The organism is Rossellomorea sp. ABR4_012, assembly GCF_056159545.1.
In genome coordinates, this window is sequence record NZ_JBSWVK010000001.1 from 1403324 (window position 1) to 1429220 (window position 25897).

General features: G+C 43.5%; 24 protein-coding genes. 19 read left to right on the forward strand and 5 right to left on the reverse strand.

The genetic code is table 11. The annotated features are described in order from the left end of the window. Nucleotides 1-52 precede the first annotated feature (52 nt). Nucleotides 53-1390 (reverse strand): branched-chain amino acid transport system II carrier protein, encoded by a 1338-nt coding sequence (brnQ, locus tag ACXAFV_RS06845; protein ID WP_475125325.1) that lies wholly within the window; start codon nt 1388-1390, stop codon nt 53-55. 317 nt (nt 1391-1707) lie between these two features. Here brnQ and ACXAFV_RS06850 point away from each other — a divergent pair, with 317 nt between their 5' ends. From ACXAFV_RS06850 to rarD, 6 genes are all read left to right on the forward strand, one after another. Continuing rightward, nucleotides 1708-2859, forward strand: coding sequence for a cysteine desulfurase family protein (locus ACXAFV_RS06850; protein ID WP_475125327.1), 1152 nt, complete (start codon nt 1708-1710; stop codon nt 2857-2859). After that, on the forward strand, nt 2856-4067 hold the full coding sequence (thiI, locus tag ACXAFV_RS06855) for a tRNA uracil 4-sulfurtransferase ThiI (RefSeq protein ID WP_475125328.1): 1212 nt from the start codon (nt 2856-2858) through the stop codon (nt 4065-4067). The genes ACXAFV_RS06850 and thiI overlap by 4 nt, the downstream gene beginning before the upstream one ends. Before the next feature lie 89 nt (nt 4068-4156). Next, nucleotides 4157-4363, forward strand: coding sequence for an alpha/beta-type small acid-soluble spore protein (locus ACXAFV_RS06860; protein WP_175990678.1), 207 nt, complete (start codon nt 4157-4159; stop codon nt 4361-4363). 321 nt (nt 4364-4684) lie between these two features. Next, nucleotides 4685-6268: an acyl-CoA synthetase MbcS gene (gene mbcS / locus ACXAFV_RS06865; RefSeq protein WP_475125329.1), complete on the forward strand. Its 1584-nt coding sequence runs from the start codon at nt 4685-4687 to the stop codon at nt 6266-6268. 298 nt (nt 6269-6566) lie between these two features. Continuing rightward, entirely contained in the window at nt 6567-8156 is a 1590-nt protein-coding gene (locus ACXAFV_RS06870; protein ID WP_475125330.1) for an amidohydrolase, read from the forward strand. A gap of 75 nt (nt 8157-8231) precedes the next feature. Further along, nucleotides 8232-9149 (forward strand): EamA family transporter RarD, encoded by a 918-nt coding sequence (gene rarD, locus ACXAFV_RS06875; RefSeq protein WP_475125331.1) that lies wholly within the window; start codon nt 8232-8234, stop codon nt 9147-9149. A gap of 192 nt (nt 9150-9341) precedes the next feature. Here the strand turns inward: rarD and ACXAFV_RS06880 are convergent, their stop codons facing one another. Beyond that, entirely contained in the window at nt 9342-10142 is an 801-nt protein-coding gene (locus ACXAFV_RS06880; RefSeq protein WP_475125332.1) for an NAD kinase, read from the reverse strand. A 151-nt stretch (nt 10143-10293) separates the two neighbouring features. On the opposite strand from ACXAFV_RS06880, the gene sppA reads away from it, so the two are divergent. The 8 genes from sppA to ACXAFV_RS06920 all read left to right on the forward strand — a co-directional run bounded on the left by sppA (nt 10294) and on the right by ACXAFV_RS06920 (nt 17822). After that, nucleotides 10294-11304, forward strand: coding sequence for a signal peptide peptidase SppA (gene sppA, locus ACXAFV_RS06885; RefSeq protein ID WP_475125333.1), 1011 nt, complete (start codon nt 10294-10296; stop codon nt 11302-11304). Nucleotides 11305-11318: 14 nt separating this feature from the next. Next, nucleotides 11319-11885 (forward strand): RDD family protein, encoded by a 567-nt coding sequence (locus ACXAFV_RS06890; protein ID WP_475125334.1) that lies wholly within the window; start codon nt 11319-11321, stop codon nt 11883-11885. Between the two features lie 162 nt (nt 11886-12047). Continuing rightward, nucleotides 12048-12761 (forward strand): DUF2953 domain-containing protein, encoded by a 714-nt coding sequence (locus ACXAFV_RS06895; RefSeq protein ID WP_475125336.1) that lies wholly within the window; start codon nt 12048-12050, stop codon nt 12759-12761. A gap of 15 nt (nt 12762-12776) precedes the next feature. Beyond that, a complete protein-coding gene (gene ytfJ, locus ACXAFV_RS06900; RefSeq protein ID WP_475125337.1) occupies nt 12777-13271 on the forward strand; it encodes a GerW family sporulation protein in 495 nt (164 codons plus the stop codon). 466 nt (nt 13272-13737) lie between these two features. Further along, nucleotides 13738-14238, forward strand: a complete 501-nt coding sequence (tpx, locus tag ACXAFV_RS06905) for a thiol peroxidase (RefSeq protein ID WP_475125339.1) — start codon at nt 13738-13740, stop codon at nt 14236-14238. A gap of 130 nt (nt 14239-14368) precedes the next feature. Then, nucleotides 14369-15355 carry a class I SAM-dependent methyltransferase gene (locus ACXAFV_RS06910; protein WP_475125341.1) on the forward strand — a complete coding sequence of 329 codons (987 nt, stop codon included), beginning with the start codon at nt 14369-14371 and terminating at the stop codon, nt 15353-15355. Nucleotides 15356-15625: 270 nt separating this feature from the next. Next, the gene (locus tag ACXAFV_RS06915; protein WP_475125342.1) at nt 15626-16819 is read left to right on the forward strand and encodes an acetate kinase; all 1194 of its coding nucleotides are present in this window, start codon (nt 15626-15628) and stop codon (nt 16817-16819) included. A gap of 166 nt (nt 16820-16985) precedes the next feature. Beyond that, nucleotides 16986-17822, forward strand: a complete 837-nt coding sequence (locus tag ACXAFV_RS06920; protein ID WP_475125343.1) for an EcsC family protein — start codon at nt 16986-16988, stop codon at nt 17820-17822. Nucleotides 17823-17884: 62 nt separating this feature from the next. Here ACXAFV_RS06920 and ACXAFV_RS06925 read toward each other — a convergent pair whose 3' ends face one another. After that, nucleotides 17885-18271 (reverse strand): hypothetical protein, encoded by a 387-nt coding sequence (locus ACXAFV_RS06925; RefSeq protein WP_475125345.1) that lies wholly within the window; start codon nt 18269-18271, stop codon nt 17885-17887. Between the two features lie 167 nt (nt 18272-18438). On the opposite strand from ACXAFV_RS06925, the gene ACXAFV_RS06930 reads away from it, so the two are divergent. After that, nucleotides 18439-19650: an argininosuccinate synthase gene (locus ACXAFV_RS06930; protein ID WP_475125347.1), complete on the forward strand. Its 1212-nt coding sequence runs from the start codon at nt 18439-18441 to the stop codon at nt 19648-19650. After that, nucleotides 19647-21044 (forward strand): argininosuccinate lyase, encoded by a 1398-nt coding sequence (argH, locus tag ACXAFV_RS06935; RefSeq protein ID WP_475125348.1) that lies wholly within the window; start codon nt 19647-19649, stop codon nt 21042-21044. Before ACXAFV_RS06930 ends, argH begins: the two co-directional genes overlap by 4 nt. A gap of 62 nt (nt 21045-21106) precedes the next feature. Here argH and ACXAFV_RS06940 read toward each other — a convergent pair whose 3' ends face one another. Beyond that, nucleotides 21107-21559, reverse strand: coding sequence for a universal stress protein (locus ACXAFV_RS06940; protein WP_475125349.1), 453 nt, complete (start codon nt 21557-21559; stop codon nt 21107-21109). Nucleotides 21560-21665: 106 nt separating this feature from the next. Between ACXAFV_RS06940 and ACXAFV_RS06945 the strand changes: the two genes are divergently transcribed. After that, a complete protein-coding gene (locus ACXAFV_RS06945) occupies nt 21666-21821 on the forward strand; it encodes a hypothetical protein (protein ID WP_475125350.1) in 156 nt (51 codons plus the stop codon). 44 nt (nt 21822-21865) lie between these two features. On the opposite strand, the gene ACXAFV_RS06950 is transcribed toward ACXAFV_RS06945, so the two are convergent. Continuing rightward, entirely contained in the window at nt 21866-23209 is a 1344-nt protein-coding gene (locus ACXAFV_RS06950) for a purine-cytosine permease family protein (protein ID WP_475125352.1), read from the reverse strand. Between the two features lie 237 nt (nt 23210-23446). Here ACXAFV_RS06950 and ald point away from each other — a divergent pair, with 237 nt between their 5' ends. Both ald and ACXAFV_RS06960 read left to right on the forward strand, forming a co-directional pair. Beyond that, nucleotides 23447-24565 carry an alanine dehydrogenase gene (ald, locus tag ACXAFV_RS06955; protein ID WP_475125353.1) on the forward strand — a complete coding sequence of 373 codons (1119 nt, stop codon included), beginning with the start codon at nt 23447-23449 and terminating at the stop codon, nt 24563-24565. 554 nt (nt 24566-25119) lie between these two features. Continuing rightward, nucleotides 25120-25800 (forward strand): metal-dependent hydrolase, encoded by a 681-nt coding sequence (locus ACXAFV_RS06960; RefSeq protein ID WP_475125355.1) that lies wholly within the window; start codon nt 25120-25122, stop codon nt 25798-25800. Nucleotides 25801-25897: the final 97 nt, after the last annotated feature.

Here is a 25897-nt window from a genome sequence, read left to right on the forward strand (position 1 = left end):
AAAAAGACCGTTGAAGAAGTGTAATCTTCTTCAACGGTCTTTTTCAATGGAATCAAGCTTCGATAATACGTTTTGATGCACCAGCCAGAACAGCTATGACGTATCCGATGACAGCTCCCGCTAATGCTGGGACGAGCCAGCCTATTCCTTCAGCATAAAAAGGAAGGAAGCTCAAGGCGCTGCTCACTCCACTTACATCCATTCCAGCTGTCTTAAGGCCATCAATCAAACTGATCAGTCCTGTCGGTATCAAAGCACCAACATAAACCATTGAGTAGCCATTGAACCAATTATGCATGAATGAAAGCAGGATCAATACGATCGCCAATGGATAAATCATGATCAGTACCGGCAGTGAAACGGCAATCAGCTGAGTCAATCCGATGTTGGCAATCAGCATGCTGAACGCAGACAAAATAATGACAAGCTTTGGATAAGATACGGGTAAAATCTTCGTGAAGTATTGTGCACAAGCCGATACCAATCCAACAGATGTAGTGATGCAGGCGAATGTAATGGCAAGCCCGAGAATCACAGCGCCTAAAGAACCAAACAAGTAGTTTGCGGCTGCAGAAAGAATCGCGCCCCCATTAGCCTGAACCCCGATCGATTCTGTACTCGTGGCTCCGATATAGCTAAGGGACAGATACACAAGGGCCAATCCCGATGCAGCGATGAAGCCCGCGATGATCGTGATCCTTGTCAAGGTTGTCCTACTTGTAATGCCGCGGTCCTTTATTGCATTGATGACGACAATCCCAAAGACTAGCGCTGCAATGGTATCCATCGTCAAATAGCCTTCGATGAATCCTTTAAAGAGCGCACCATCCTGGTAGGCAGGATTCGGTTCTCCGAAACTGCCCATTGGAGTTACAATGCTTTTCACCACTAATATTGTTAGAATGATGAGCAGAGACGGTGTCAAAATCTTTCCGATTCTGTCAACAAGCTTGGAAGGATTCATCGCAAGCCAAGCTGTAATTGCAAAAAAGATGATCGAATAGATAAGCAGGGAAATCCCGTATTTTGCTGCATCTTCAGATAAGAAAGGAATGATGCCAATTTCATATGCAACTGTACCTGTTCTTGGAATTCCGAAGAAAGGGCCGATCGCAAGATACATAATAATGGTGAAAACTAACCCATATATAGGATGGACACGGTTTGCCAGAGTTTGAAGATCTCCGCCGGATTTGGCGATGGCGATTACCCCCATCAATGGAAGCCCCACTCCTGTGATTAAAAACCCGATAATACCTGTCCATACTTGATCGCCTGCCTGCTGACCAAGGAATGGCGGGAAAATCATATTTCCAGCTCCTAGGAAAAGAGCGAAGAGCATAAGCCCCACAGTTAAAACACCGCTAAATGACAGCGCTTTCTCGTTCATATATACCCCTCCGTTTGTAAACGTTATCATGAGCAAAACTATCTTACCATATACGTGTAGAAGAATGTCGAAAAACTAAATAATCTTACAATTTAGTATATTTAAATAACTTCCTCCTTTTATTACCTAAATGATTGTCGCAAATTTTGTTAGAGTTATCAATGATTATTTTTATAAAATAATTAAAATTTGAAAGTTTTTCTCTAGTATCATTATTGTCATAATAATATTGGGTGTACATTTTTTCGATTTCATTTGGGAAAAAATGATTTTGTGATAAGATTAATGATTGGATAGAACTAAAGAAGGTGTATAACGTGATATATTTTGATAACGCTGCAACCACAAGACCATATAAGGAAGCTTTGGATGCTTATTTGAAAGTAAATGAAGTCTACTATGCCAATCCCTCATCCATTCATTCATTTGGTGGCCGGGTGGAAAAATTAATCGCACAGTCGAGGAAACAAATTGCCGGTCTTATGAAAATCAAGGAGAAAGAAGTGTTTTTTACTTCTGGTGGAACGGAATCGAATAACTTGGCGATCAAAGGGACGGCTTTACAATATCGAAATAGGGGGAAGCATATTATTTCCACCAAAATCGAACATCCTTCTGTATCCAATACTATGAAGCAATTGGAATCAATCGGTTACTCTGTAACCTATCTTGATGTCAATGAATCAGGAATTGTCGATCCTCAAGATGTGAAAAAAGCGATTCAGGGAGATACGATCCTCGTTTCGATCATGCATGTGAATAACGAAGTGGGTTCGATCCAGCCAATTGAAGAGATCGGCTCCATTTTAAAACATCATCCCAAAACCCTCTTTCATGTAGATGGTGTGCAGGCGTTCGGGAAAATTCCGGTTTCGCTGGAGGATAATCATATTGATTTATACAGTATTTCTGCCCATAAGATCCATGGAGTTAAGGGAACAGGGCTCCTTTTTGTAAGAGATGGTGTGGACATCTCTCCACTACTTTCCGGAGGCGAGCAGGAAGGGAATGTAAGAAGCGGCACAGAGAACACTGGGGGCATCGTGTCTTTTGCAAAGGCGATGAGGATGTATAGTGAAGAAAGCCATGAAAACCTGAGAAGAATGAAGGATATTCAAAGCTATTTACGGAAAGAACTAGTCAAAATAGACGGAGTGAACATTCATACGCCACAAGAGAAAAATGCACCACACATTCTTAACTTCTCCATTAATGATTTCAAAAGTGAGGTTGTGGTACATGCTCTAGACCGGCATGAGGTGTACGTCTCCACTACAAGTGCGTGTTCATCAAAGAAAAGCAAGCCTAGTCAGACACTCCTATCAATGGGAGTTGGAGAAGACCTAGCAGACCGGGCGATCAGAATAAGTTTGTCCTTTCAAAATACCATGGGAGAAGCAGAGCAATTTGTTCAGCTGCTAAAACAAGAAACAGCCCAATTACAGAAAACAATGAGGAGATCACGATGAAATACAATCGAATTCTAGTCAGATACGGTGAAATTTCTACAAAAGGAAGAAACCGCAAAAAATTCACATCAAAGCTTAGAGAGAATATTGTTCAGGCGTTAAAGGATTTCCCCGGGGTCTCAGTGTCTGCGAGCCGTGACCGTTTGCACATCCTATTGGGAGATGAAAACGGGGAAGAAATCATCCCGCGTCTCCAGAAAATCTTTGGCATTCAATCATTCAGTCCTGTAGTAAAGGTAGAACGTGATATAGAGGAAATTTGTAAGGCGGGAGCAGCTTTGGTGCATAAGAGCTTTGAACCCGGCAAAACCTTTAAGGTGTCGGCCCGCCGTGCAGATAAGCATTTCCCTCTCGAAACCAATGAAATCAATTATGAAGTCGGTTCCTACGTTTTAAGGAATACTGATGGACTGACAGTAGATGTCAAAAATCCCGATATTAAATTGAATGTAGAAGTTAGAAAAGAAGGCGTTTATCTTTCCTCAGAAATTTATCCCGGTTCCACAGGCATGCCCGTAGGAGCTAGTGGAAAGGCGATGCTGATGCTGTCAGGTGGAATCGACAGCCCCGTTGCCGGATATTTAACCATGAAGCGAGGCGTGGAAATTGAAGCCGTCCATTTTCACAGCCCTCCCTTCACAAGTGAACGTGCAAAGCAGAAAGTGATTGATCTTTCCAGAAAGCTTTCAGCTTTTAGCGGCAGTATCAAATTACATGTGGTGCCTTTTACAAAAATTCAGCAGACGATTCACGATCAGGTGCCTGAGAACTATACCATGACATCAACAAGACGAATGATGCTGAAGATAGCTGATAAAATCCGTCAACAGAATGAGGGTCTAGCCTTGATCACCGGAGAAAGCCTAGGACAGGTAGCAAGTCAGACACTCGAGAGCATGCAGGCGATCAATGACGTCACGAATACCCCGGTCTTGAGACCGCTTATCGCCATGGATAAACTGGAAATTATTGATATCGCCCAAAAAATCGATACTCATGATATATCGATCCTTCCATATGAGGATTGCTGTACAATCTTTACACCGCCGGCACCAAAAACAAGACCAAAAAAGGAAAAGGTTCAATATTATGAAAGCTTTGTTGACTTCGATATTCTAATAAATGAAGCAGTCAATAATACAGAGACAATCACCATTAGCGGAGCAGCAGATTCTGCAATGGAAGAAAGCTTTGATGACCTGCTTTAAATAGGAACATTTACCAGTGAGTTTCGTTGCATGAAGCCATGTGTTTTCGCACAATCTATACTCAACAAGCAACGAGGAGGTGAAAACACATGGCAGACAACAGAAGTTCTAACCAACTAGTAGCTCCTGGAGCTCAACAAGCAATCGACCAAATGAAATACGAAATCGCTTCTGAATTCGGAGTTCAACTTGGTCCAGATGCAACTGCACGCGCTAACGGTTCTGTAGGTGGTGAAATCACTAAGCGTTTAGTCCAAATGGCTGAACAACAAATCGGTGGCGGATACCAAAAATAATTAAATACAATGGCTACAAGGAGCGGGGCCTACCCGCTCCTTTTAATTTGTCCACTAGTGTAAATACCGCAGTTGATTTCCGTGGAAGACTTCGCTTTCCGCGGGCGGTTGGTGAGCCTCCTCGTCGCGATGCCGAGGAGGCTCGACTTCCCCCCCGGGGAATCTTGTGCCTGCAGCGGAAAGGAACGGTCTCCGATTAATCAAAAACGCTATTCAGCCCCCGGATAGTAAATTCTGATTTGTATTTTATAAATGAACAATTTAAAAAATTTGAATTATTTTGTATAATGGAGAAGTAAGTACAAACAAGGGGGAATTCGGATGAACAGACATGAACTAATTGCACCTGAAAAGTACAACTTGGTTGAGGAAGTGGAAAAGTTTGCAAGTGATGACACTAAACTCGCGATAAAATGGGAGAATGAAGCGGGGGAAAAGAAAGAAATCACTTACAAAAACCTGATGAAGGACGCAAATAAAATTGGAAACGTTTTCTCGGGATCCGGCCTTGAAAAAGGTGACGTCATCCTGGTGATGGTCCCAAGATTAGTCAAAGCATATGCCGTTTATTTAGCTGCTCTAAAATCAGGAATGATTGTCATACCAAGCTCTGAAATGCTTCGTACAAAAGACCTTGAATATAGAATTGAACATGGGGATGTAAAAGGGATCGTTGCGTATTCTCCATTCATCGGACAATTTGAAAATGTCCGCGGAATGGACAAGCTGAAAAAGTTTGTCATCGGCGATAAACAAGAGGGCTGGATAACAGTAGAGGAAGAAATGAAGAGTGTCTCTGACGAAATGACATTTGCTGACACGGCAAGGGATGATATGGCTTTCTTATCCTATACATCAGGCACGACAGGTAATCCTAAAGGGGTAGTACATACACATGGATGGGCATTCGCCCACCTGAGAACGGCGGCTAAAGGCTGGCTGGGAATCGAAGAAGGAGATATGGTTTGGGCAACGGCTGGTCCAGGCTGGCAGAAATGGATTTGGAGTCCGTTCATGTCCGTTCTAGGGTCTGGTGCAACGGGTCTCGTTTATCAAGGGAAGTTCGAACCGAATAAATATTTGCAATTACTTCAGGATAACGGCGTAAACGTCCTTTGCTGTACGCCGACAGAATATCGGCTGATGGCCAAGGTTGATAATCTGGGAACTTATGATCTTTCCCCGTTACATAGCGCCGTCTCGGCGGGAGAACCATTAAACCGGGAAGTCATTGATGCATTCAAGAAACATCATGGAATTGAAGTCCGTGATGGTTACGGGCAGACAGAAAATACCCTGCTCGTCGGAATCATGAAAGGCATGGAACTAAAGCCTGGTTCCATGGGCAAGCCGACACCAGGTAACCGTGTGGAAGTCATCAACGAGGAAGGGTTACCTTGTGAAGTTGATGAAGTAGGGGATATCGCTGTCCATGTAGAAACACCTGCCTTATTCAAGAACTATTATAAAGATCCTGAAAGAACCGCTATGCAGTTCAGAGGTGACTACTATATCACCGGGGACAAAGCGAAGAAGGATGAAGATGGATATTTCTGGTTCGAAGGGAGAGGAGATGACATCATCATCTCTTCGGGATACACAATCGGACCATTCGAAGTAGAAGATGCGCTTGTGAAGCATCCATTCGTTCAAGAATGTGCGGTAGTGGGAAGCCCTGATGAAGTACGCGGATTAATCGTAAAAGCTTTCGTCGTACTGCGTGAAGGAGTCAACCAGAATGATCCGGACCTTGTGCCGCAACTTCAGGAGCACGTAAAAGAATTAACGGCACCTTACAAATACCCTCGCAAAATCGAATTCGTCAAGGAACTGCCGAAAACAACATCCGGTAAAATCAGAAGAATCGAACTGCGTCAGAAGGAAATGAGCTCGGTTAAGAACTAAAGGTGGTAAGCAGGGAGCCTGTTTGATAGGGGCTCCCTTTTGTATGGTGACATATTGTCAATTTAATCCTTCTACTTCCCGATTCCTCCTATAATATGGTACATTTGAAAGAACATCTTAAAAAATAGTAGAAAGTAAAAATTTAATTTGAGAAATGGCTAGCTCCAGCGCCTAGTCCCTTGAGACGATTCGGTCCGTCCATTGAAGTCAAAGAACGACTTCACCGGTAGGCCCAAAAGCGCTTGTCGGGGCTGAACAAGGCGCTTGCGCTTTTCTTAGTAGAAAGGAAGCTTCTTAGATGGGTACGTTATGGACAAATGGAAAAATCTATACGATGCAGTCTGAAGGCCATTTGGTCGAAGCTGTATATACGGAAAATGGATACATTATGGAATTGGGTTCTGCAGAAGAATTAAGGAAGAAATACACAATAGAAGAAACCGTTGATTTAAATAATGGGGTCATGTTCCCCGGTTTTGTAGACAGCCATATGCATTTGATCGGCCATGGGGAGACATTGCTTCGCCTTGACTTGTCCCAGATGACGAGTAAGGAAGAGGTGTTGAATGCCGTTGCTGAAAAAGCGGAGAAACTTCCTGAAGGGCAGTGGATTTTTGGAGAGGGATGGAATGAAAATCTCTGGTCGGATGCGGAGGTCATTACAAAGAATGAATTAGACGCAGCCGTTCCAAATCATCCTGTTCTATTAAAACGCATCTGCCGGCATGCCATGGTCGTAAATTCACTTGCACTAAAACAGGCAAACATCGATGAGAGTACACCAGACCCTGCAGGCGGATTAATAGAAAAAGATGTTGAAGGTAATCTGAATGGATTATTAAAAGATAAAGCCCAGGACCTTATGGTGGAGGCTTTGCCGCCGATTTCCCCGGCTTATTTAGAAGAAGCTCTTTCAAAAGGGATTGAAAGCTGCTGGGAAAACGGCTTGGTCGGAGGTCATACGGAAGACTTAAGCTATTACGGTAATTTCAACAAAACGTATAATGCGTTCAAACAAACGATTACCGGTGATAAAAAATTCAGGGCGCATCTTCTCGTCCATCATGAGGTCATCAATGACTGGCATGCTGAAGGTCATCATTTCCTTGGAGGGAATGAATTTATCGAATTTGGCGCCATGAAGATTTTTGCGGATGGTGCATTGGGAGGGAGGACTGCTTTACTCAGCTATCCTTATGCAGACGATCCAAGTACAGAGGGTGTCAGCATACATTCTCAGGAAAGGCTCCTCAAACTTGTTGAAAAAGCGAGAAGCCTGCAGTTGCCTATTGCGGTGCACACGATCGGGGATCAGGCCTTCCAGAATGTCGTAGATGCCATCAAAGTACATCCTTCAGGGGAATCAAGGCGTGACCGCTTAATTCATGCACAGATCCTCAGGGAAGAATTAATAGAGGAAATTAAAGGTCTTCCACTGATTTTGGATATTCAACCGCGTTTTGTAGCATCTGATTTCCCATGGGTCATCGATCGGCTTGGTAAGGAAAATATGAAGTACAACTATGCATGGAAGACATTGCTGGATAACGGCATTCCATGTGCAGGAGGGTCTGATGCACCGATTGAGCCGATCAACCCTTTATGGGGGATTCATTCCGCGGTAACAAGGACCAATCCGCTCGATCCGGATAAGACCGTCCATATTCCTCAAGAAAAGCTGACGATGTACGAAGCGATTTCTCTTTTTACAAAAGGAAGTGCGTATGCATGTCACCATGAAGATGATCGTGGAATGATCAAGGAAGGGTACACGGCTGACTTCACCGTCCTTGAAAAAGATCCATTCGAATCTGATCCGGATGAACTTCTTGAGAAAATCGTGTCCATGACGATAGTGGACGAAACAGTTGTATTTAATAAAAAATAAAAAGATTGCCCTCAAAACTTTTCCCCGATATAATGAAGTTATTTCGGAAACAGAAATAGTTTTGGGGGTGTTTTTTTGAAGCAGAATGAACAGACAGGAATATTATACACAGCATTTTCCTATTTTCTCTGGGGAATACTCCCGATTTACTGGAAATGGTTAAACCATGTGTCTGCTGACGAAATATTGGCAAACCGGATTTTTTGGTCTTTCTGGTTTATGCTGTTATTTTTATTTTTCACGAAGAGATGGAAGACATTCACTTCCTACATAAAGTCTTCATTGACCAAGAAAAAACAGCTGCTTGCATTATTGCTTGCCTCGTTATTGATCAGTGCCAACTGGTTCATCTACATTTGGGCAGTGAACACGGATCAAATGGTGGAAGCGAGCCTCGGATATTATATTAACCCTCTTGTGAGTGTCCTTTTAGGGGTGTTCATATTAAAAGAAAGCCTGTCAAAAGCGCAGATTCTGTCCTTTGTTCTAGCCGCTGCAGGTGTAATGATCCTTACGCTTTCGTACGGGGAATTCCCATGGATTGCAATAGGGCTCGCATTTTCATTCGGCTTATACGGTCTCGCGAAGAAGCTGATCAAAGTGGATTCAGCAATCGGATTGACACTAGAAACGATGACGATCGCACCGGTTTCATTGATTTATATGGGATATATGTACGGCGCCGGAACGCCGTCGTTATTCACCATTTCTTGGGGGACGGATCTTCTCTTAATCGGAGCAGGAGCGGTAACCGCCATTCCATTGCTGTTCTTCTCGAAAGGTGCACAACAGATTCCGCTCTATATGGTCGGATTCCTACAATATATCGCACCGACTATCACATTGATCCTTGGAGTCACGGTCTATGGTGAAACATTCTCTGCAACACATCTGATATCGTTTATCTTCATATGGATTGCGTTGGCAATATTCACAGCATCCCGCATTCAGTTTGCCAGAAAACGAAGACGTGAAGCGAAGTTGTCAGCATGATAATGAAAAAGCTCCGGCACATTGCCGGAGCTTTTTACTAAGCCGCCTCCGCTTTTCATATCATATTGTCCAGCTGCGGCGGCTAGCCCCTCGAGGTCATAAGCTAAATGGTCCAGGAAGGCAAAAAAGCGCCTTCCCGGCCCATTCATCTTATGCTTGTCGGGGCTGGACGAGCCGCCTCCGCTTTTCTTATTATAAAAACGATCTCTTTACTTTTTCCCAGAAAGAGTTGTCCTTCAGTTTTACTGTTTTGATTATCTTATCACTTAACTGGGCTTCCACTTTCTCGACATGCTGGATGCTCAGTGCCTCATTGTCCATTCCCATCGCAGGATAGTCATTGCCATCCTGGACGATTTTTAATTCAAGGCTTCGTTTATCACTGAGGATGAATGATGATCCGAGTGTACGGTACCGGTTGTTGTTAAGGGAAGCCATTTCGCTGACCTGCAGACATGGGATCATCGGATCGACGACTGCTCCGTTAACCGATTTGTTATAAGCGGTGCTTCCCGTCGGAGTGGCAATGATCATACCGTCCCCCCTGAACGTTTCAAAGTGTATATCGTCAATGAAGACATCCATCACGAAGGTTTTGATGAGGCCGGAACGGATGCTGAATTCATTCAAACAAAGAAAAGATGTCTGCTCGTCCACCGTCACTTCGATGGTAGGATATTTTCTTACTTCTATTTGTTCTTTCGTCATCGCATCGATCATTTTGGACGTGTCGTCAATATGGAAATCACAATACATGCTCAGGGTTCCGCCTGTGGAAATACCTGCGTACAGACAGTCCTGCCTGAATCCGGTTTTGCGGACAGCCTGAAGGAATGTGCCGTCGCCGCCAACACTTACGATGATATTTGCATCTTTTGGGGATGTTACAATGGAAAAGTCGTAGCGTTTGGCAAGATCATATAATTTTTCAAGCTTGGGCTGGATGGCTTCATCTTTTAATACGTAAAAGTAAATATTTCGACGATTGTTCATTCTATGTACCTCCCAAAATTTAGTAGGATATTTTTTCCCATTCCATCAAAAGTCTGCTAAAATAACTTTGTGAATATTCTATCATGTTTTGACATGAGAATGATATTCATATCCTTACATAAGATAGGATAAACGAGGGAGGAATATACAGATGAATGCGAAAAGATGGATCGCACTGGCGATTGCCGCGGGTTTGTTCTTTGTCTCTGTTGTGGTGAACTTCGCCACTTCTGCTTTGACTGGGGATTTTAACAAGGCATTCGATGAAGTGCTCGGCAGTACGGAACAGGCTTTCGGGGAAGAAATCATTGAAGATGGAAATATGCAGAAGAGAATCGCGGTCCTTGAGGTGGACGGGGTCATCCAGGACACGGGTGATGCAGCGTCCATGTTCCAGAGTCCGGGATATAATCATGAACTTTTCATGGATAAGCTTGATGCCGTTCAGGAAGATGACTCAGTAAAAGGAATTGTCCTTAAAGTGAACTCCCCTGGCGGAGGAGTGGTGGAGAGTGCGCAAATCCATTCCAAGCTGGTTGAAATCATAGAGAAGTCTAAAAAGCCTGTCTATGTTTCAATGGGGAGCATGGCGGCTTCAGGAGGATATTACATATCTGCACCGGCAACGAAGATCTTTGCAAGCAAAGAGACGCTGACCGGCTCATTGGGAGTGATCATGCAAAGTATCAATTACTCCGAACTTGCTGAAAAGTATGGTGTGGACTTCGTCACGATCAAGAGCGGTCCTTATAAGGATATCATGAGTCCCACCAGAGACATGACTGAGGAAGAAAGAAAGATTCTTCAAACAATGATCGATAATTCTTATGAAGGGTTCGTCGAAGTCATCGCTAGCGGTCGTGACATGTCTGAAGCGCAAGTGAAAAAGATTGCAGATGGAAGAATTTATGACGGCCGACAAGCAAAAGAAGTAAATCTGATTGATGATTTTGGGTATGTAGAAGATGTCATTGCAGCACTGAAAAAGGATCATAAACTGAAAGGTGCACAAGTATTTGAATATACAAGCGGCGATCCCTTCTCTGAGTTCTTCAGTATGAGTGCGAAGAAAGTGATCGGCCAGGACTTTGAAGCGGCAGCACTCGTGAAGCTTCTGTCCAATCCGAATTCACCACGATTAATGTATCTATATTCTGAGTAAGGAAGGTGAATGAAGTGAGTGAAAATCAAGATACCTCTCGAGTAAACGAGGAAGGAATAGAGAAACACGAGGCAGACGATAAAGATATGACTGTGCAGCACTCCAATGTTCAGGCACCTCCTCCTTACAATCAAACAAAAGGATTTTTTCTAGCGGGTTTCTGGCTGAGGGTATGGGCATATCTGATTGATTTAATCGTCATCGGCAGCATTACACGCCTCATCGTCAAGCCGGTTTTCAAAGTGCTGGATATCTCGTTGGTGGATGGTTCGATGTTTGCGCCGATTTCCATTCTTTCTGCCATCGTTTTTTACAGCTATTTCGTCTTGATGACGAAGTTCTTCAGTCAAACAATCGGCAAGATGGTACTGGGAATTAAAGTAATAGATTTGAAAGGCCGCCGCCCAACCTGGGGGACCGTTATCTTCAGAGAGTTAATCGGCCGCTTTATTTCGTCTACCATTTTCATCTTATATATCGTGGTGGCGTTCACCACTAAAAAACAGGGGATACATGACTTATTTGCCGACACGACAGTTGTTCAGGAAAAGAAGAAACTGGAATTTTCACCTGCCGTATAGGTATCCGGAACCCGCTCTTTTAATAGAGCGGGTTCTTTTTTACATTGAGCTTCAAATACCAGCCAGGCAGAACATCATCTCACCATCTGATAAATAATTCACTCAGCACCGTTTATTTTTCCTTCCTTCGGCCATAATGAAAAGTTGAAGGGTTGTGAAAAAATGAGTGGTTGGGTATGGGCTTTACTCATTATTTTGGCATTTATATTTGTCATCATTATTCTTATTCTCATAACTAAATTAACCATCACCCTATCTTTGTACCACGGTAATGACAATGATCATTTCAAGGTAAAGCTGAGGGCTTGGTTCGGGTTGTTAAGATATACGATTGATGTACCATTGGTCAAGCTTGATGACGATGGCCCAAATATTGTAGTGGAAGAGAAAAATATCCGCGGGAAGGAAAACGAACCTTCCAGTGAAAAAGAGTCTAAAAAGAAGATTACACCAAAAGATTTCATAAACAGTTTAAATGACACAAAAGAAATTCTTACCCATGTGCAGGAATTGCATAAAATCATCCGCAGGTTTTTGAACAAAGTAAAAATAGATCATATTCATTGGAAGACGTTATTCGGCACTGGGGACGCCGCCTCTACAGGGACGATGACAGGGACGATCTGGGGGTTGAAGGGAAGCATCATCGGACTGATGAGCGGTTATATGAGACTTCAATCACATCCATCGATTGAAGTGATTCCTTCCTTCCAGAAAGCCATTATCCAAACTCATTTTTCATGTATTATCCAGTTTCGGGTAGGGAATGCTATCCTAGTAGGTTTCAAGATACTTCGGTACTGGAGAGGCGGGAAGGCGGACTTTAAAACAAAGCCTCTTTCCAAACTCTCAGAAGAACAACAACAATCAGTTTAATGAGGAGGACTTGTCATGTCTGAACATCCTATTGAAGGTCTAATGACCACTGCAATGGAAAACTTGAAAGAAATGATCGACGTAAATACCATCATCGGAGATCCCGTTGAAACACCGGATGGAAGCGTCATCCTGACGGTATCCAAGGTTGGCTTTGGTTTTGCTGCAGGCGGAAGTGAATTCAGCATCGATGGCAAAGGCAAAAACAGTGATTCGGAAGGCGGCAAAAGCGGCAGCGACGGTGGAGGCGGAGGCTCATCCAAAAAGCAGCCGTTTGGCGGCGGTAGCGGTGGAGGAGTATCCATCACACCGATTGCGTTCCTGATCGTCAGCTCAAGAGGAATCAAAATGCTCCACCTGGATGAAAGCACACATTTATTGGACCGTCTGCTCGACCTCGCCCCGGGTGCCATCGAAAAAATCCAGGGCATGATGAAAAAGAACGACCAGGGTAATCAAAATCAAAACCATAATCAAGGAAACGGATCAAAACAGAATATGGATTTCTAGAACCAGATGTAAGGGGCTGACTCCCATCAGGAAGAGTATTGTCAGTCCCTTTTTTAATGTGAAAAACATATCAAAATTGCACCACAGAGTGGATTGGAGCGGAAGGCACTTGACTCCGACGGAAAATAGAGGAAAGGTCGAGACCTGTCCAGCTCCGGCGGCTAGCCCCTCGAGGTCATAAGCTAAATGAGCCAAGAAGGCAAAAAGCGCCTTCCCGGCTCATTTAGCTTATGCTTGTCGGGGCTGAGAGAGCCGCCTCCACTTTCCTTGCCCGCAGGAGCGCAGCAACGTGGAGGCTCGACTTCCTCCCTGGGGAATCTTGTGCCTGCAGCGCAAAGATACGGTCTATGTTTTGGGGTAGGGTTAGGATAATGATAAGGTATGGTCAACCCTTATCATTTGCTTTGACCATCCGATTTTCTGTACTATAAACTTGTACATATTATTCATAGAGGAGGAACAAATAATGGCAAACATTACATTTAAGAACAACCCTGTAACACTGCTCGGTAATGAAGTAAAGGTTGGAGATAAAGCACCTGATTTCACGGTACTGGCAAATGATCTATCAGAAGTGACTCTGAATGACTCAAAGGGTAAGGTTCGTTTGATCAGTGTCGTTCCTTCAATTGATACTGGCGTTTGTGATGCGCAAACAAGAAAATTTAATGAAGAAGCCACTAAGTTTGATAATGTCGAAGTGCTTACGGTATCTGTCGATCTGCCATTTGCACAAAAACGCTGGTGCGGTGCGAACGGAATTGAAAATGTCCAAACACTTTCCGATCACCGAGACCTTTCATTCGGTGAAGCATACGGCGTGCATATTCAAGAACTGCGCTTGCTTGCCCGTGCTGTATTCGTTGTGAACAGCAACGATGAGGTCACCTATGTGGAATATGTGAGCGAAGCAACTGATCATCCTGATTATGATGCTGCCGTTGAAGCAGTGAAAAATGCTAAATAATACAACCTACTACTAGAACAAAAGACATGCTGACCTGCCGACTGATGTATGGTCAGCATTGTTTTTTTACAAAGTGCCCGTCGATGGGTAAAATAGAGGACAGAAAACGTTGGTAAAGGAATGAATGCATATGATGAATTCGCCAGTCGAATCTCTCTTCGGGATCATCGATGAAACATCCCAGCTTCTTAAAGAAGAGCTTGCATGCAGCTATTTAGAAGCCGTTGCAGAAACAGGGGAAAACCTTTTTCAAGATGATATCCTGCAAGATGAATTGAGCGAACTGACAAAAAAACGTCTACATAAAAAATATGAAGAAATAAAGATTGGCAGCATTGAAAATGAAGATATCCGCAAAGCCTTTCAATTTGCCATTTTAAAAGGCATGAAGGAAAATGTTCAGCCGAATCATCAAATGACTCCGGATTCTCTGGGATTATTTATCAGCTTCCTGGTCAATAAATTCACTCAGGGCAGTGAGAAGCTGACTGTTTTAGACCCTGCAATCGGCACAGGGAACCTGCTGACAACCGTGTTGAATCAGATGCCTCACGTCGAATCCCAATCCATTGGAGTTGAAATCGATGATGTATTGATTAAATTAGCTTATGTTGGTGCGAATCTTCAAAAGCACCCGCTGCAGCTTTTCAATCAAGATGCATTGGAGCCTTTGTTTATAGACCCTGTCGATATCGTCCTTAGCGATCTTCCGGTAGGATATTATCCAAATGATGTCAGGGCACAGGATTATGAGTTAAAAGCTGAAGAAGGCCACTCCTATGCACATCACTTATTCATCGAACAAAGCATGAAACATACAAAAGAAGGCGGATACCTGTTCTTCATCGTTCCAAATGGACTATTCGAATCACCACTCAGCAGCCAGCTGCATTTATTTTTAAAAGAAAAAGTGAACATCCAAGGCTTCCTTCAGCTGCCTCTTTCTCTATTTAAAAATAAAAACTCGGCGAAAAGCATCCTGATTCTTCAAAAGAAGAAAGAAGGTCTGAAAGCCCCGAAAGAAGTCCTGCTTGCGAATCTTCCAAGCCTTTCAAACCAACGGGGCCTTGAAGATATCCTTGCAAAGATCGATCAATGGCTGATTGAAAATAAATAACATCGTAAAAAGACTGCTTACAATTATTGAAGCAGTCTTTTTTCTTGCGTTTATTTTGTTTAGCAGGCAAGGTAATGCGGTAATATGAGAAAGAGCTTCCTTTTCGAATTTTGTGAAAATATTTAATTTAACATGAAAACGATGTCATTTCAAGCTTTTTCTTGAAATCGATAGTGTACAGTGATTAAATGGGGAATTGAGAGATAAAAAGTGATTCAATGAACACAATATAGATAGTTAAGATCCTATAAATTAAAGGAGCGATACAACGTGGCAAACAAAATCATTGCTATCAATGCTGGAAGCTCTTCGTTGAAGTTTCAGCTATTCGATATGCCTGAAGAAACAGTCATCACAAAAGGTCTTATTGAGCGTATTGGCTTGGACAATGCGGTTTTCAACATATCAGTGAACGGTGAAAAGAAAGAAGAAGTAACAGATATCCCAGATCATGAGGTAGCGGTCAAAATGCTTCTGGAAAAACTGACTGGCTTTGGTATCATCAATTCTCTTGATGAAATCCAGGGTATCGGCCACCGGGTCGTTCACGGCGGAGAAATTTTTAATGAATCTGTCCTGATCACAGATGAAGTGATTGAAAAGATCGATGAGCTTTCAGATTTGGCTCCGCTTCATAACCCCGCGAATATAACAGGTATCAAGGCATTCAAGAATGTGCTTCCGAATGTACCAGCAGTAGCGGTATTTGATACAGCTTTCCATCAGTCCATGCCTGAAAGCTCATTCTTATACAGCCTCCCGTATGAGTATTATGAAGATTTCGGAATCCGTAAATACGGATTCCACGGTACTTCACATAAATACGTATCCGAAAGGGCGGCTGAAATGCTTGGACGTCCGAAAGAGCAAGTACGCCTCATTTCTTGTCACTTGGGTAATGGTGCCAGTATCGCTGCCATTGAAGGCGGAAAGTCAATTGACACATCCATGGGCTTCACACCGCTTGCTGGAGTAGCCATGGGGACACGTTCAGGAAACATCGACCCTGCATTGATTCCATTCATCATGGAAAAAACAGGTTCAACAGCTGAAGAAGTCCTGAACATCCTTAATAAAAAATCAGGTATGCTTGGTGTATCCGGATTCTCAAGCGACCTTCGTGATATCGAGCAGCAAGCTTCTGAAGGAAACGAACGTGCTGAACTGGCCCTTGAAGTATTCGCGAATCGTATTCACAAATACATCGGCTCCTATGCTTCCCGCATGTACGGAGTAGATGCGATCGTCTTCACTGCCGGTATCGGTGAGAACAGCAGCCTTGTCCGTGAAAAAGTACTTCAGGGCCTTGAATTCATGGGTGTATACTGGGATCCTGCACGCAACAACGTGCGCGGAGAAGAAGCATTCCTCAACTATCCGCACTCCCCGGTAAAAGTCATGATCATCCCGACAAACGAAGAAGTCATGATCGCACGCGACGTAATGGAAAAAGGAAACATCTAATTTTTAATTTCAAAACAGGATCGCCCTCTATCGGTGATCCTGTTTTTTGTCCAATATTATAGAAGGAAATGACAGAAAATTCACATTGCAATGCTGATGAACGGAAAGCAATGAACTTTTTATGATATACTAAAATTAATTTTACAACTGTAAGGAGTGGGAAGTCATGAGCTGGTCAGATCGGGATAAACAAATTTGGCAGTCAATCAAAGCTTGGAAAGAAGACTTGTATGAATATGAAGCGAATGATTTGGAACATACATATGTTAAATGGTTAGATTATGCATTTGAATCCATCCCGCAAGATGTTCAGGAACAGTTCTTTCAGCGCCTGGACGGCTGGCTGTTCCACATGCATTCCCTCATCCAGGGGTCCCAGATGCAAAACGATGCGCGTGAACGGATTCTTGTGACAGCACGTGCTTTCAATCAGGAGATTCAGACGATAGAAGATCTTCAATACCTCACGATCGATCAGCTTCACTATATCGCAGAGCAGCATGCAGGACGCCACCGCATCTACTCATTATTCCAAGGCGGGATTACGGGAACAGGCGGCATTGTGGCCCTCGGTTCTGATTTGCCGGCAATGGCGGTAATCAATCTGCGTTCTGTCCAGCTGATTGCCATTACCTACGGATTTGACGTCCAGACCCCGTTTGAAATGATGACGGCATTGAAAGTGTTCCATGCATCAACCCTGCCTTCACGACTCCGTGCGCTGGCCTGGGAGGATCTGATGGAGGATTTAAATAAGAAGGATACGAATTATTTTTACGACGGATCTGAACAGCTGACTGATTATACTTGGCTTGAAGGACCGATGAAGCATGCGCTCAAAGGACTTGCAATCACGATGTTCAAAGGTAAGAAGTGGTCCGGTCTTCCGCTTGTCAGCATGGCGATCGGTGCCGGAGTGAATTATCAGCTCTCCCGTAAGATCACCGATTTTGCAGAGAAGTATTATCAGTATCGTTATCTGCGTTTGAAGAAAAATCAATAAATGAAAGAAAGCGAAGGAGCTGGAAGTGCTCCTTCGCTTTTTTTGAATTCAAGAGAGAATGCCTATTTTTTTTTCGGCGTTGTTCGATACCATAGCCACAAGTCATTGATCTCGGAAGCCCTCTCGGATATCTCGCTGTTCAGTCTGCATGATTCCTCAAAATCATCCTCTTGTCCAAGAGAGGACAGCAGCTCTTCAATATCCTTTTCAATTTCTCCAATACGATCAGGAATAGTGCCTCTTACCCTTTCCCACTCGAGAAGTATGGTTTCCTGAGTTTGAGGAGGATATGCGATCCAATCCTCTAACAGGCAAGGCACATCTATTTTTAAGCGCGGGTCGAAGGTGAAATATTTTTTTATTGTGCTCATATATGCTAGACAGTTCTCCTTTTCTGGTTGTATCGATACCATAAATCCTACATCAAAATCCCTCCAAAATCCATTCATCCCAATATTTCCAGCTTCGCTCGATAAAATATTTATACAAATTTATGAATAAGTATTGATAAACACAATAGAAGTTGTTAATATAAATTCATTCAAAAGAATAATTATTCATTTAAATGCTTTTATTAATCTCGATTTATATAAAACAACAACTGGAGGGAATACGATTGAATAAAAAAGTGGTTTTGGCTTATTCAGGAGGATTAGATACGTCAGTGGCAGTGCAATGGTTAAAGGAAAAAGGGTATGAAGTCATCGCCTGCTGTTTAGATGTCGGAGAAGGAAAGGACTTGGATTTTGTAAAAGAAAAAGCATTGACGGTCGGCGCGTCAAAAAGCTATGTGATCGATGCAAAGGAAGAATTTGCGAAGGATTATGCACTGCTTGCTTTACAAAGTCATGCTTTATATGAAGGGAAATATCCGTTGGTTTCAGCTCTTTCAAGACCATTGATTGCAAGTAAGCTTGTTGAGGTGGCTGAAAAAGAGGGAGCAGCAGCAGTGGCGCACGGATGTACAGGTAAAGGAAATGACCAGGTGCGTTTTGAAGTTTCCATTCAGGCTTTGAATCCGGATCTTGAAGTGATTGCCCCCGTACGTGAGTGGAAATGGTCCCGTGAAGAAGAAATCGAGTATGCAAAAGAGAAAGGCATTCCGATTCCAATCAACCTTGATTCACCATATTCCATCGACCAGAACTTATGGGGAAGAAGCAACGAATGCGGTGTATTGGAAAACCCTTGGACGGCTCCACCGGAAGATGCATATGATCTCACATGCAGCATTGAATACGCACCAGATGTGGCAGATATAGTGGAAATCACATTTGAGCACGGAGTTCCGGTTGAATTGAACGGCCAGGCGTACCCGTTGGATCAATTGATTTCTGAATTGAACGTCGTTGCAGGAAAACACGGGGTAGGGCGCATCGACCATGTGGAAAACCGTTTGATCGGCATCAAGTCCCGTGAAGTGTATGAGTGCCCGGGTGCTGTTACATTGTTAAAGGCACATAAAGAACTTGAAGATCTTACATTGGTGAAAGAATTAGCCCATTTCAAACCGGTCATTGAGAAAAAAATGACGGAATTAATTTATGAAGGCCTGTGGTTCTCACCATTAAATAAAGCACTAAAAGCATTTCTTGATCAAACTCAGGTGTATGTAAACGGAGTCGTTCGCGTGAAATTGTTCAAAGGTCATGCCATCGTGGAAGGAAGAAAATCCCCGAATTCTTTATATGATGAAAATCTGGCTACCTATACAAAAGCGGATGAATTCGATCATGATGCTGCAGTTGGTTTCATCAAGCTTTGGGGTCTGCCTACGAAGGTTTCTTCCGTGATTAACAATGAGAAAAAGGAGAAAGTGACTTTATGAGTAAGCTCTGGGGCGGAAGATTCACGAAAAAGCCTGAAGAATGGGTGGATGAGTTCAACGCATCCATCTCATTCGACCAGGAATTGGTCCTTGAGGACATTGAAGGCAGCATCGCCCATGTGACCATGCTGAAAAAATGCAGCATCCTTTCTGGAAAAGAAGCCGAACAAATTCTTCAAGGGCTCCAAACGTTATATCAAAAGGCTGTTGATCAGGAACTCGATTTCTCTGTGGAGTATGAAGATATCCACTTGAATCTTGAGAGACTATTGATCGACGAGATTGGTGAAGTCGGCGGTAAGCTTCACACAGGAAGAAGCCGGAATGACCAGATCGCTACGGATATGCATTTATTTTTAAAACGCAGAGTGCAGGAAATCATTGAATTGATCAATGAACTGCAGGAAGGGATCCTCCTCCAATCCGAGAAGAATGTGGAAACGATCATACCCGGTTATACCCACCTGCAGCGTGCTCAGCCGATCTCTTTTGCTCATCATCTAATGTGTTATTTCTGGATGCTGCAGAGGGATAAAGAGAGGTTATCAGATTCACTGAAGAGAATCGATATTTCGCCTCTCGGGGCCGGTGCGCTTGCAGGCACGACATTTCCGATTGACAGAGCGTATTCAGCTGAACAGCTTGGTTTCGGTTCCTATTACGAAAACAGCCTGGATGCAGTGAGCGACCGCGATTTCATCGTGGAGTTCTTAAGCAACAGCTCTCTCTTGATGACACATCTTTCCCGACTGGCTGAAGAGTTCATCCTCTGGTCGACGGAAGAGTTTCAATTCATCGAATTGGATGACAGCTTTACGACGGGAAGCAGCATCATGCCACAGAAGAAAAATCCTGACATGGCCGAGCTGGTCAGAGGGAAAACGGGGAGAGTGAATGGAAATCTCGTCTCACTTCTGACCGTACTGAAAGGCCTTCCGCTCGCGTATAACAAAGATATGCAGGAAGATAAAGAGGGCATGTTCGACACTGTCAAAACAGTTGTCGGTTCATTGAAGATTTTCAATGGAATGATCCGGACGATGACGGTCAAACAACAGAGAATGAAAGAAGCCGTTTCGAATGATTTTTCGAATGCAACCGAGCTTGCTGATTATTTGGCAGCTAAAGGCGTCCCTTTCAGACAAGCTCATGAGATTGTGGGAAAGTTGGTCCTGCACTGTATCGAGGAAGGGTATTATTTAAAAGATGTTTCACTGGAGCATTATCAGCGATATTCGGACCTTATCCAAGAGGATTTATATTCAATCTTGACGCTCTATGCAGCGGTTGAAAGAAGGAATTCATACGGCGGGACAGGGTTTGAACAAGTGAAACTCCAAATCGATAAAGGTAAATCACTTTTAAAAGCAGATGAAATGATAAAAACCAAATAAAGAAAAAGAGGCAGGATCTGGCGATTCCTGCCTCTCTTCACTTTCTGACGTCATAATTCATATTAATCTTCTTTGTCTTCTGTCCGTACAACAAGGACATCACAATGCGCAGCACGTGTAATATGTTCTGATACGCTTCCGATCAGAAAGCGTTCAACGGCATTTAAGCCGGTTGCCCCGCATATGATCAGGTCTGCTTTAATGTTCTTGTTTGCTTCTCTGGGGATGATAACTTTAGGAGAACCATATTCAACATACGTTTTTACCTTTGTTGCTCCTGCTTCGGCCGCTTCTGCTTTATATTCTTGCAGAAGTTCTTCAGCATAATGGATCGCTCTTTCACCGACTGTGCGATCATATGACTCAATCGCTGCAAAAGAGCGGGTATCGATAACATGAATCAATGAAAGTGTAGCATCATTTCGCTTAGCGATCGCAATCGCTTTTTGGAAAGCCCATTCCGCTTCTTTAGATCCATCTACGGCTACTAATATGTTCTGATATTTTAAACTCATTGTTATCCCCTCCTTACCTTTATCATACTACATTTTTCCACTTATAGCTTGTGGCAGATAATCGAACAATATAGAAGAAAAAAATCTCATGATAGGGGGATGTCCCATGAAGAAAAAGAATCCGCAGGAGCAGTATACGTACGATGAGCAGGGAAGCGAGCAAGTAAGCCAGCAAATCATGAATTCATATACGAGTGGTGTGATCGATACGGAGAATGGCCATTACAACACGTATGAAAATCACGGGGAAGATAATCAGTAATCGCCAGGAAAAAGGCTGATCCGCACGGTAGGATCAGCCTTTTGTTATCCAAGCTTATTTTCAAGTGAAGGAGAGTGTTCACCTGAATACGAACGCTGCTTCACAATCGAATAAACAACCGATGTCAAGATGAAAGATAGAAAGCCGGGGGAATAGGTTTCGGGGATGAGTATATAGGTTATCATCCCGGTGACAAGCACCCATAAAGCTTCTTTATTATAGGTTGATGTGCCATTCATAAGCTGAAGAAGAGAGCTTTCGGTCAATTTTCCTTTTTTTACGAACAGATAATCAGCTGTCACGATTGCTGAAATGGGGATGATCAGAATGCCAAGGAATGATATGTAGCCCTGTGCATTGAGAACGAGAGATGGAATACAGCTTAAAAAAATACCTGCAGCTCCAAAGGCAGCAGCACATTGAATCCTCGAGAGCCTTGGCAGGGCATTCAGTAAGCTGTAGCCCCCTGTATAGGCATTGCTGAGGTTGATAGAAATCATGGAAACCATCGCACATAAGGTAATGATTATTAAAAGTATCAGAGAAGAAGTAAGCTCACTTGCGACGACAAATGGATTAAGTTCCCCGAACAAGCTTGCGCACAAACCGCCTAATAAAGCGGTCATCATGAATCCCACTACATTTCCTCCATACAGACCCCAAAATCCGTGGGAACTGCTTTTACTGTAGCGTGTAATATCGGCGGATGCACTGACACCGGATACATATTGAACGAACACTAAACTGGAATAAAAAAAGAATGCAGCAGCCCCCGACTCTTTTGTTCCTTCTGTTAAAACAGACAAGTTTCCAGGTAACAGCCCTTTCGTTACAAACAAATAAAGGATGACCAGCTGGCCGAGTACAAGGACCGGGATGAAATATTTCGTCGCTTCTTTCACTGCTTGAAATCCGACTAAAGCGAGAAGCGTCATGATGAGCGCCAGACCTGCTGCGATGGGGATGAAAGGCAGTGACACGCCTGAAACCTTTTCAACGATCGACAAAAAGACATACGTACCACCGATCGTCTGTACACTGAACCAGTAAAGGGATGTCAGTGACCGGATCGGGGAAGCGATACGCATTGAAAGCTTTGTACCGAGCAGGGTCCTGAGTACATATTGTGCAGGCAGTCCATACCTGGATCCCGGAAGCGACAGAAAAGACACAAGCAGAAACGCAGCTAGCGCCCCTATGACTGTACACGTGAATGCAGCTGCAAAAGACAAGCCTCCTTCAAGCACAGCCAAAGCGGGAAGCAGGAAGTTGCCGGCATTGACCGAAAAGGCTAGCTGAATGATGAAATATTCTTTCCATGTCGTATTTTTTTGATCTATTGGAACCGGCTCCAGACCAAGCCGTTCAATCACTGGTTGTTTCACCATTGGAGTCTCCTTTGTACGTTTATTTCATATCCATCCTATTTTATAGAATTTTTGCAAAAAAGCGAAGAAATAAACATTAATAATTTTAGTGGAAAGTAGAGATATTTTGTTGTTTATTTGTTAGAATGTAAGTGCTTACAGGGATGCGAAATTCTCTTAGCTATTATATATGGAAAATGTTATATTTATGAAGTGATGCTCTGAAGGAGCAATAGTGGAAATAGGAGGTAGGCATATATGCGTATTGGTGTGCCAATGGAAATCAAGAATAATGAAAACCGTGTAGCGATGACTCCCGCTGGTGTCGTCAACCTTGTTCAATTTGGACATGAGGTTTATATTGAGTCCGGAGCAGGGATGGGATCTGGTTTTACAGATGAAGACTACACTGCTGCAGGCGGACATATTGTAAGAACTGCTTCAGAAGCATGGTCGATGGATATGGTCATGAAGGTAAAAGAACCACTTCCAAGCGAGTATTCTTATTTCCGTGAAGGGCTGATTTTATTTACATACTTACATCTTGCACCAGAACCGGAACTTACAAAGGCTCTTATCGATAATAAAGTAGTAGCGATTGCTTACGAAACTGTCGAAGTGAATCGTGCGCTTCCACTGCTGACTCCAATGAGTGAAGTGGCAGGACGCATGGCTACCCAGATCGGTGCTCAATTCCTTGAAAAGATTCATGGAGGTAAAGGAGTGCTTCTATCAGGAGTCCCAGGTGTGCGCCGCAGTAAAGTAACGATCATCGGCGGAGGGGTTGCCGGAACGAATGCAGCGAAAATGGCTGTCGGATTAGGGGCGAATGTAACCATCCTTGATCTGAACCCGGACCGTCTGCGTCAGCTTGATGATATTTTCGGCAGCGATGTGACTACGCTTATGTCCAACCCGTTAAATATCGAGCAGGCAGTAAAAGAAGCCGACCTGGTTATCGGTGCCGTTCTGATCCCTGGAGCCAAAGCACCGAAACTGGTAACAGAAGACATGATCAAATCAATGACTCCTGGATCGGTTGTAGTTGATATCGCGATTGATCAAGGTGGTATCTTTGAAACGACAGACCGCATCACGACTCATGATGATCCAACGTATGAAAAACATGGTGTCGTTCACTATGCCGTTGCGAACATGCCAGGAGCTGTACCGCGTACTTCTACGATTGCATTAACAAACGTAACTGTGCCTTATGCAATCCAAATCGCTTCTAAAGGCTACAAGAAAGCATGCCTCGATAATGAAGCACTTCTTAAAGGTATCAATACCTTGAACGGATATGTAACATATCAAGCTGTTGCAGAAGCACACGGCCTTGATTACTCAGATACAAGAACACAATTAGAACAGCTTTAATACACCCATGCCGGCCGCAGACGAATTTCTCTGGGCCGGTTTTTGTTTATCCATAGTTAAATACCGCAGTTGATTTCCGTGCAATACTTCGCTTTCCGCGGGTGACCCCTGAGCCTCCTCGGCAAGCCTGCGGTGTCTCACATTGGCCACTTCTCCCGCAGGAGTCTTCGTCTTGCACTCCAATCAACAGCTAGAACGACTCAAAATCTTAAGCATAATCAGTGTTTTTATTAATGCTAAGTAACGCACATTAGTGAGTATATTAATCTTGTTTTATTGAATGGCTGTTTGCATTTAATACTATTCTTAAAACTTAGAGTGGATTGGAGCGGAAGGCACTTGACTCCGGCGGGAAATAGAGGAAAAGTCAAGACCCCACAGGCGGAACGCCGAGGAGGCTTGACTTCCTCCCCGCGGAAAGCAAGTGCCTGCAGCGGAAAGGAACGGTCAAGGATATTCAAACAACAATCCATTTAGTAATTCAACTTTTAAAAACTTGAAAATCAGGGTATATCAAACTATATACAATAATAGATCATGCAGGAGGAGATACAATGAAGATTTCTTACCATGGACATTCAGTAGTGAAAATTGAAACGAATGACAAAACAATCTTGATCGATCCATTCATTAATGGAAATGAACTGACAGATCTTAAGGTAGAGGACGAAAAGCCGGACGTGATCATCCTGACACACGGTCATAACGATCACGTAGGAGATACAGTGGAACTGGCAAAGAAAAACGATTCACTTGTGATTGCCAACCATGAACTCGCGACGTACCTCAGCTGGCAGCTTGTCAAGACCCATCCGATGCACATTGGTGGAGCGTATGAGTTCGATTTCGGGAAAGTGAAGTTGACACAGGCTTTCCACGGTTCAGGACTCATGACAGATGGAAATGAAATCATCTATATGGGCATGCCGGCAGGTCTTCTTTTATTCATCGAAGGAAAAACGATCTATCATGCAGGAGATACGGGATTATTCTCGGATATGAAACTGATCGGTGAACGTCATCCGATTGATCTGGCATTCCTGCCGATCGGGGATAACTTCACGATGGGCCCTGAGGATGCAGCAGAAGCCGCTCGATTCCTGAAACCGAAGAAGGTGGTACCGATTCATTACAATACCTTCCCTCCTATCAAACAGGATCCGCATCAATTTGTGGAGATGCTGGATGGCTGCGAAGGACAGGTCATGTCTGCAGGAGACGTAATCGAATATTGATGGAAGAAGAGAGTGATGTATAGAAGTTGGATGTGACCTATGCGTCACTCTCTTTTCAGTTTTCACACAATATCTTGTCCTTCTCTGCATATACATG

Coding starts and splice junctions, on each gene's coding strand:
- brnQ (WP_475125325.1), bottom strand. CDS start 1,390: ATGAACGAGAAAGCGCTGTCATTTAGCGGTGTTTTAACTGTGGGGCTT.
- thiI (WP_475125328.1), top strand. CDS start 2,856: ATGAAATACAATCGAATTCTAGTCAGATACGGTGAAATTTCTACAAAA.
- ACXAFV_RS06860 (WP_175990678.1), top strand. CDS start 4,157: ATGGCAGACAACAGAAGTTCTAACCAACTAGTAGCTCCTGGAGCTCAA.
- mbcS (WP_475125329.1), top strand. CDS start 4,685: ATGAACAGACATGAACTAATTGCACCTGAAAAGTACAACTTGGTTGAG.
- ACXAFV_RS06870 (WP_475125330.1), top strand. CDS start 6,567: ATGGGTACGTTATGGACAAATGGAAAAATCTATACGATGCAGTCTGAA.
- ACXAFV_RS06880 (WP_475125332.1), bottom strand. CDS start 10,142: ATGAACAATCGTCGAAATATTTACTTTTACGTATTAAAAGATGAAGCC.
- sppA (WP_475125333.1), top strand. CDS start 10,294: ATGAATGCGAAAAGATGGATCGCACTGGCGATTGCCGCGGGTTTGTTC.
- ACXAFV_RS06895 (WP_475125336.1), top strand. CDS start 12,048: ATGAGTGGTTGGGTATGGGCTTTACTCATTATTTTGGCATTTATATTT.
- ytfJ (WP_475125337.1), top strand. CDS start 12,777: ATGTCTGAACATCCTATTGAAGGTCTAATGACCACTGCAATGGAAAAC.
- tpx (WP_475125339.1), top strand. CDS start 13,738: ATGGCAAACATTACATTTAAGAACAACCCTGTAACACTGCTCGGTAAT.
- ACXAFV_RS06910 (WP_475125341.1), top strand. CDS start 14,369: ATGATGAATTCGCCAGTCGAATCTCTCTTCGGGATCATCGATGAAACA.
- ACXAFV_RS06920 (WP_475125343.1), top strand. CDS start 16,986: ATGAGCTGGTCAGATCGGGATAAACAAATTTGGCAGTCAATCAAAGCT.
- ACXAFV_RS06925 (WP_475125345.1), bottom strand. CDS start 18,271: ATGAATGGATTTTGGAGGGATTTTGATGTAGGATTTATGGTATCGATA.
- argH (WP_475125348.1), top strand. CDS start 19,647: ATGAGTAAGCTCTGGGGCGGAAGATTCACGAAAAAGCCTGAAGAATGG.
- ACXAFV_RS06940 (WP_475125349.1), bottom strand. CDS start 21,559: ATGAGTTTAAAATATCAGAACATATTAGTAGCCGTAGATGGATCTAAA.
- ACXAFV_RS06945 (WP_475125350.1), top strand. CDS start 21,666: ATGAAGAAAAAGAATCCGCAGGAGCAGTATACGTACGATGAGCAGGGA.
- ACXAFV_RS06950 (WP_475125352.1), bottom strand. CDS start 23,209: ATGGTGAAACAACCAGTGATTGAACGGCTTGGTCTGGAGCCGGTTCCA.
- ald (WP_475125353.1), top strand. CDS start 23,447: ATGCGTATTGGTGTGCCAATGGAAATCAAGAATAATGAAAACCGTGTA.
- ACXAFV_RS06960 (WP_475125355.1), top strand. CDS start 25,120: ATGAAGATTTCTTACCATGGACATTCAGTAGTGAAAATTGAAACGAAT.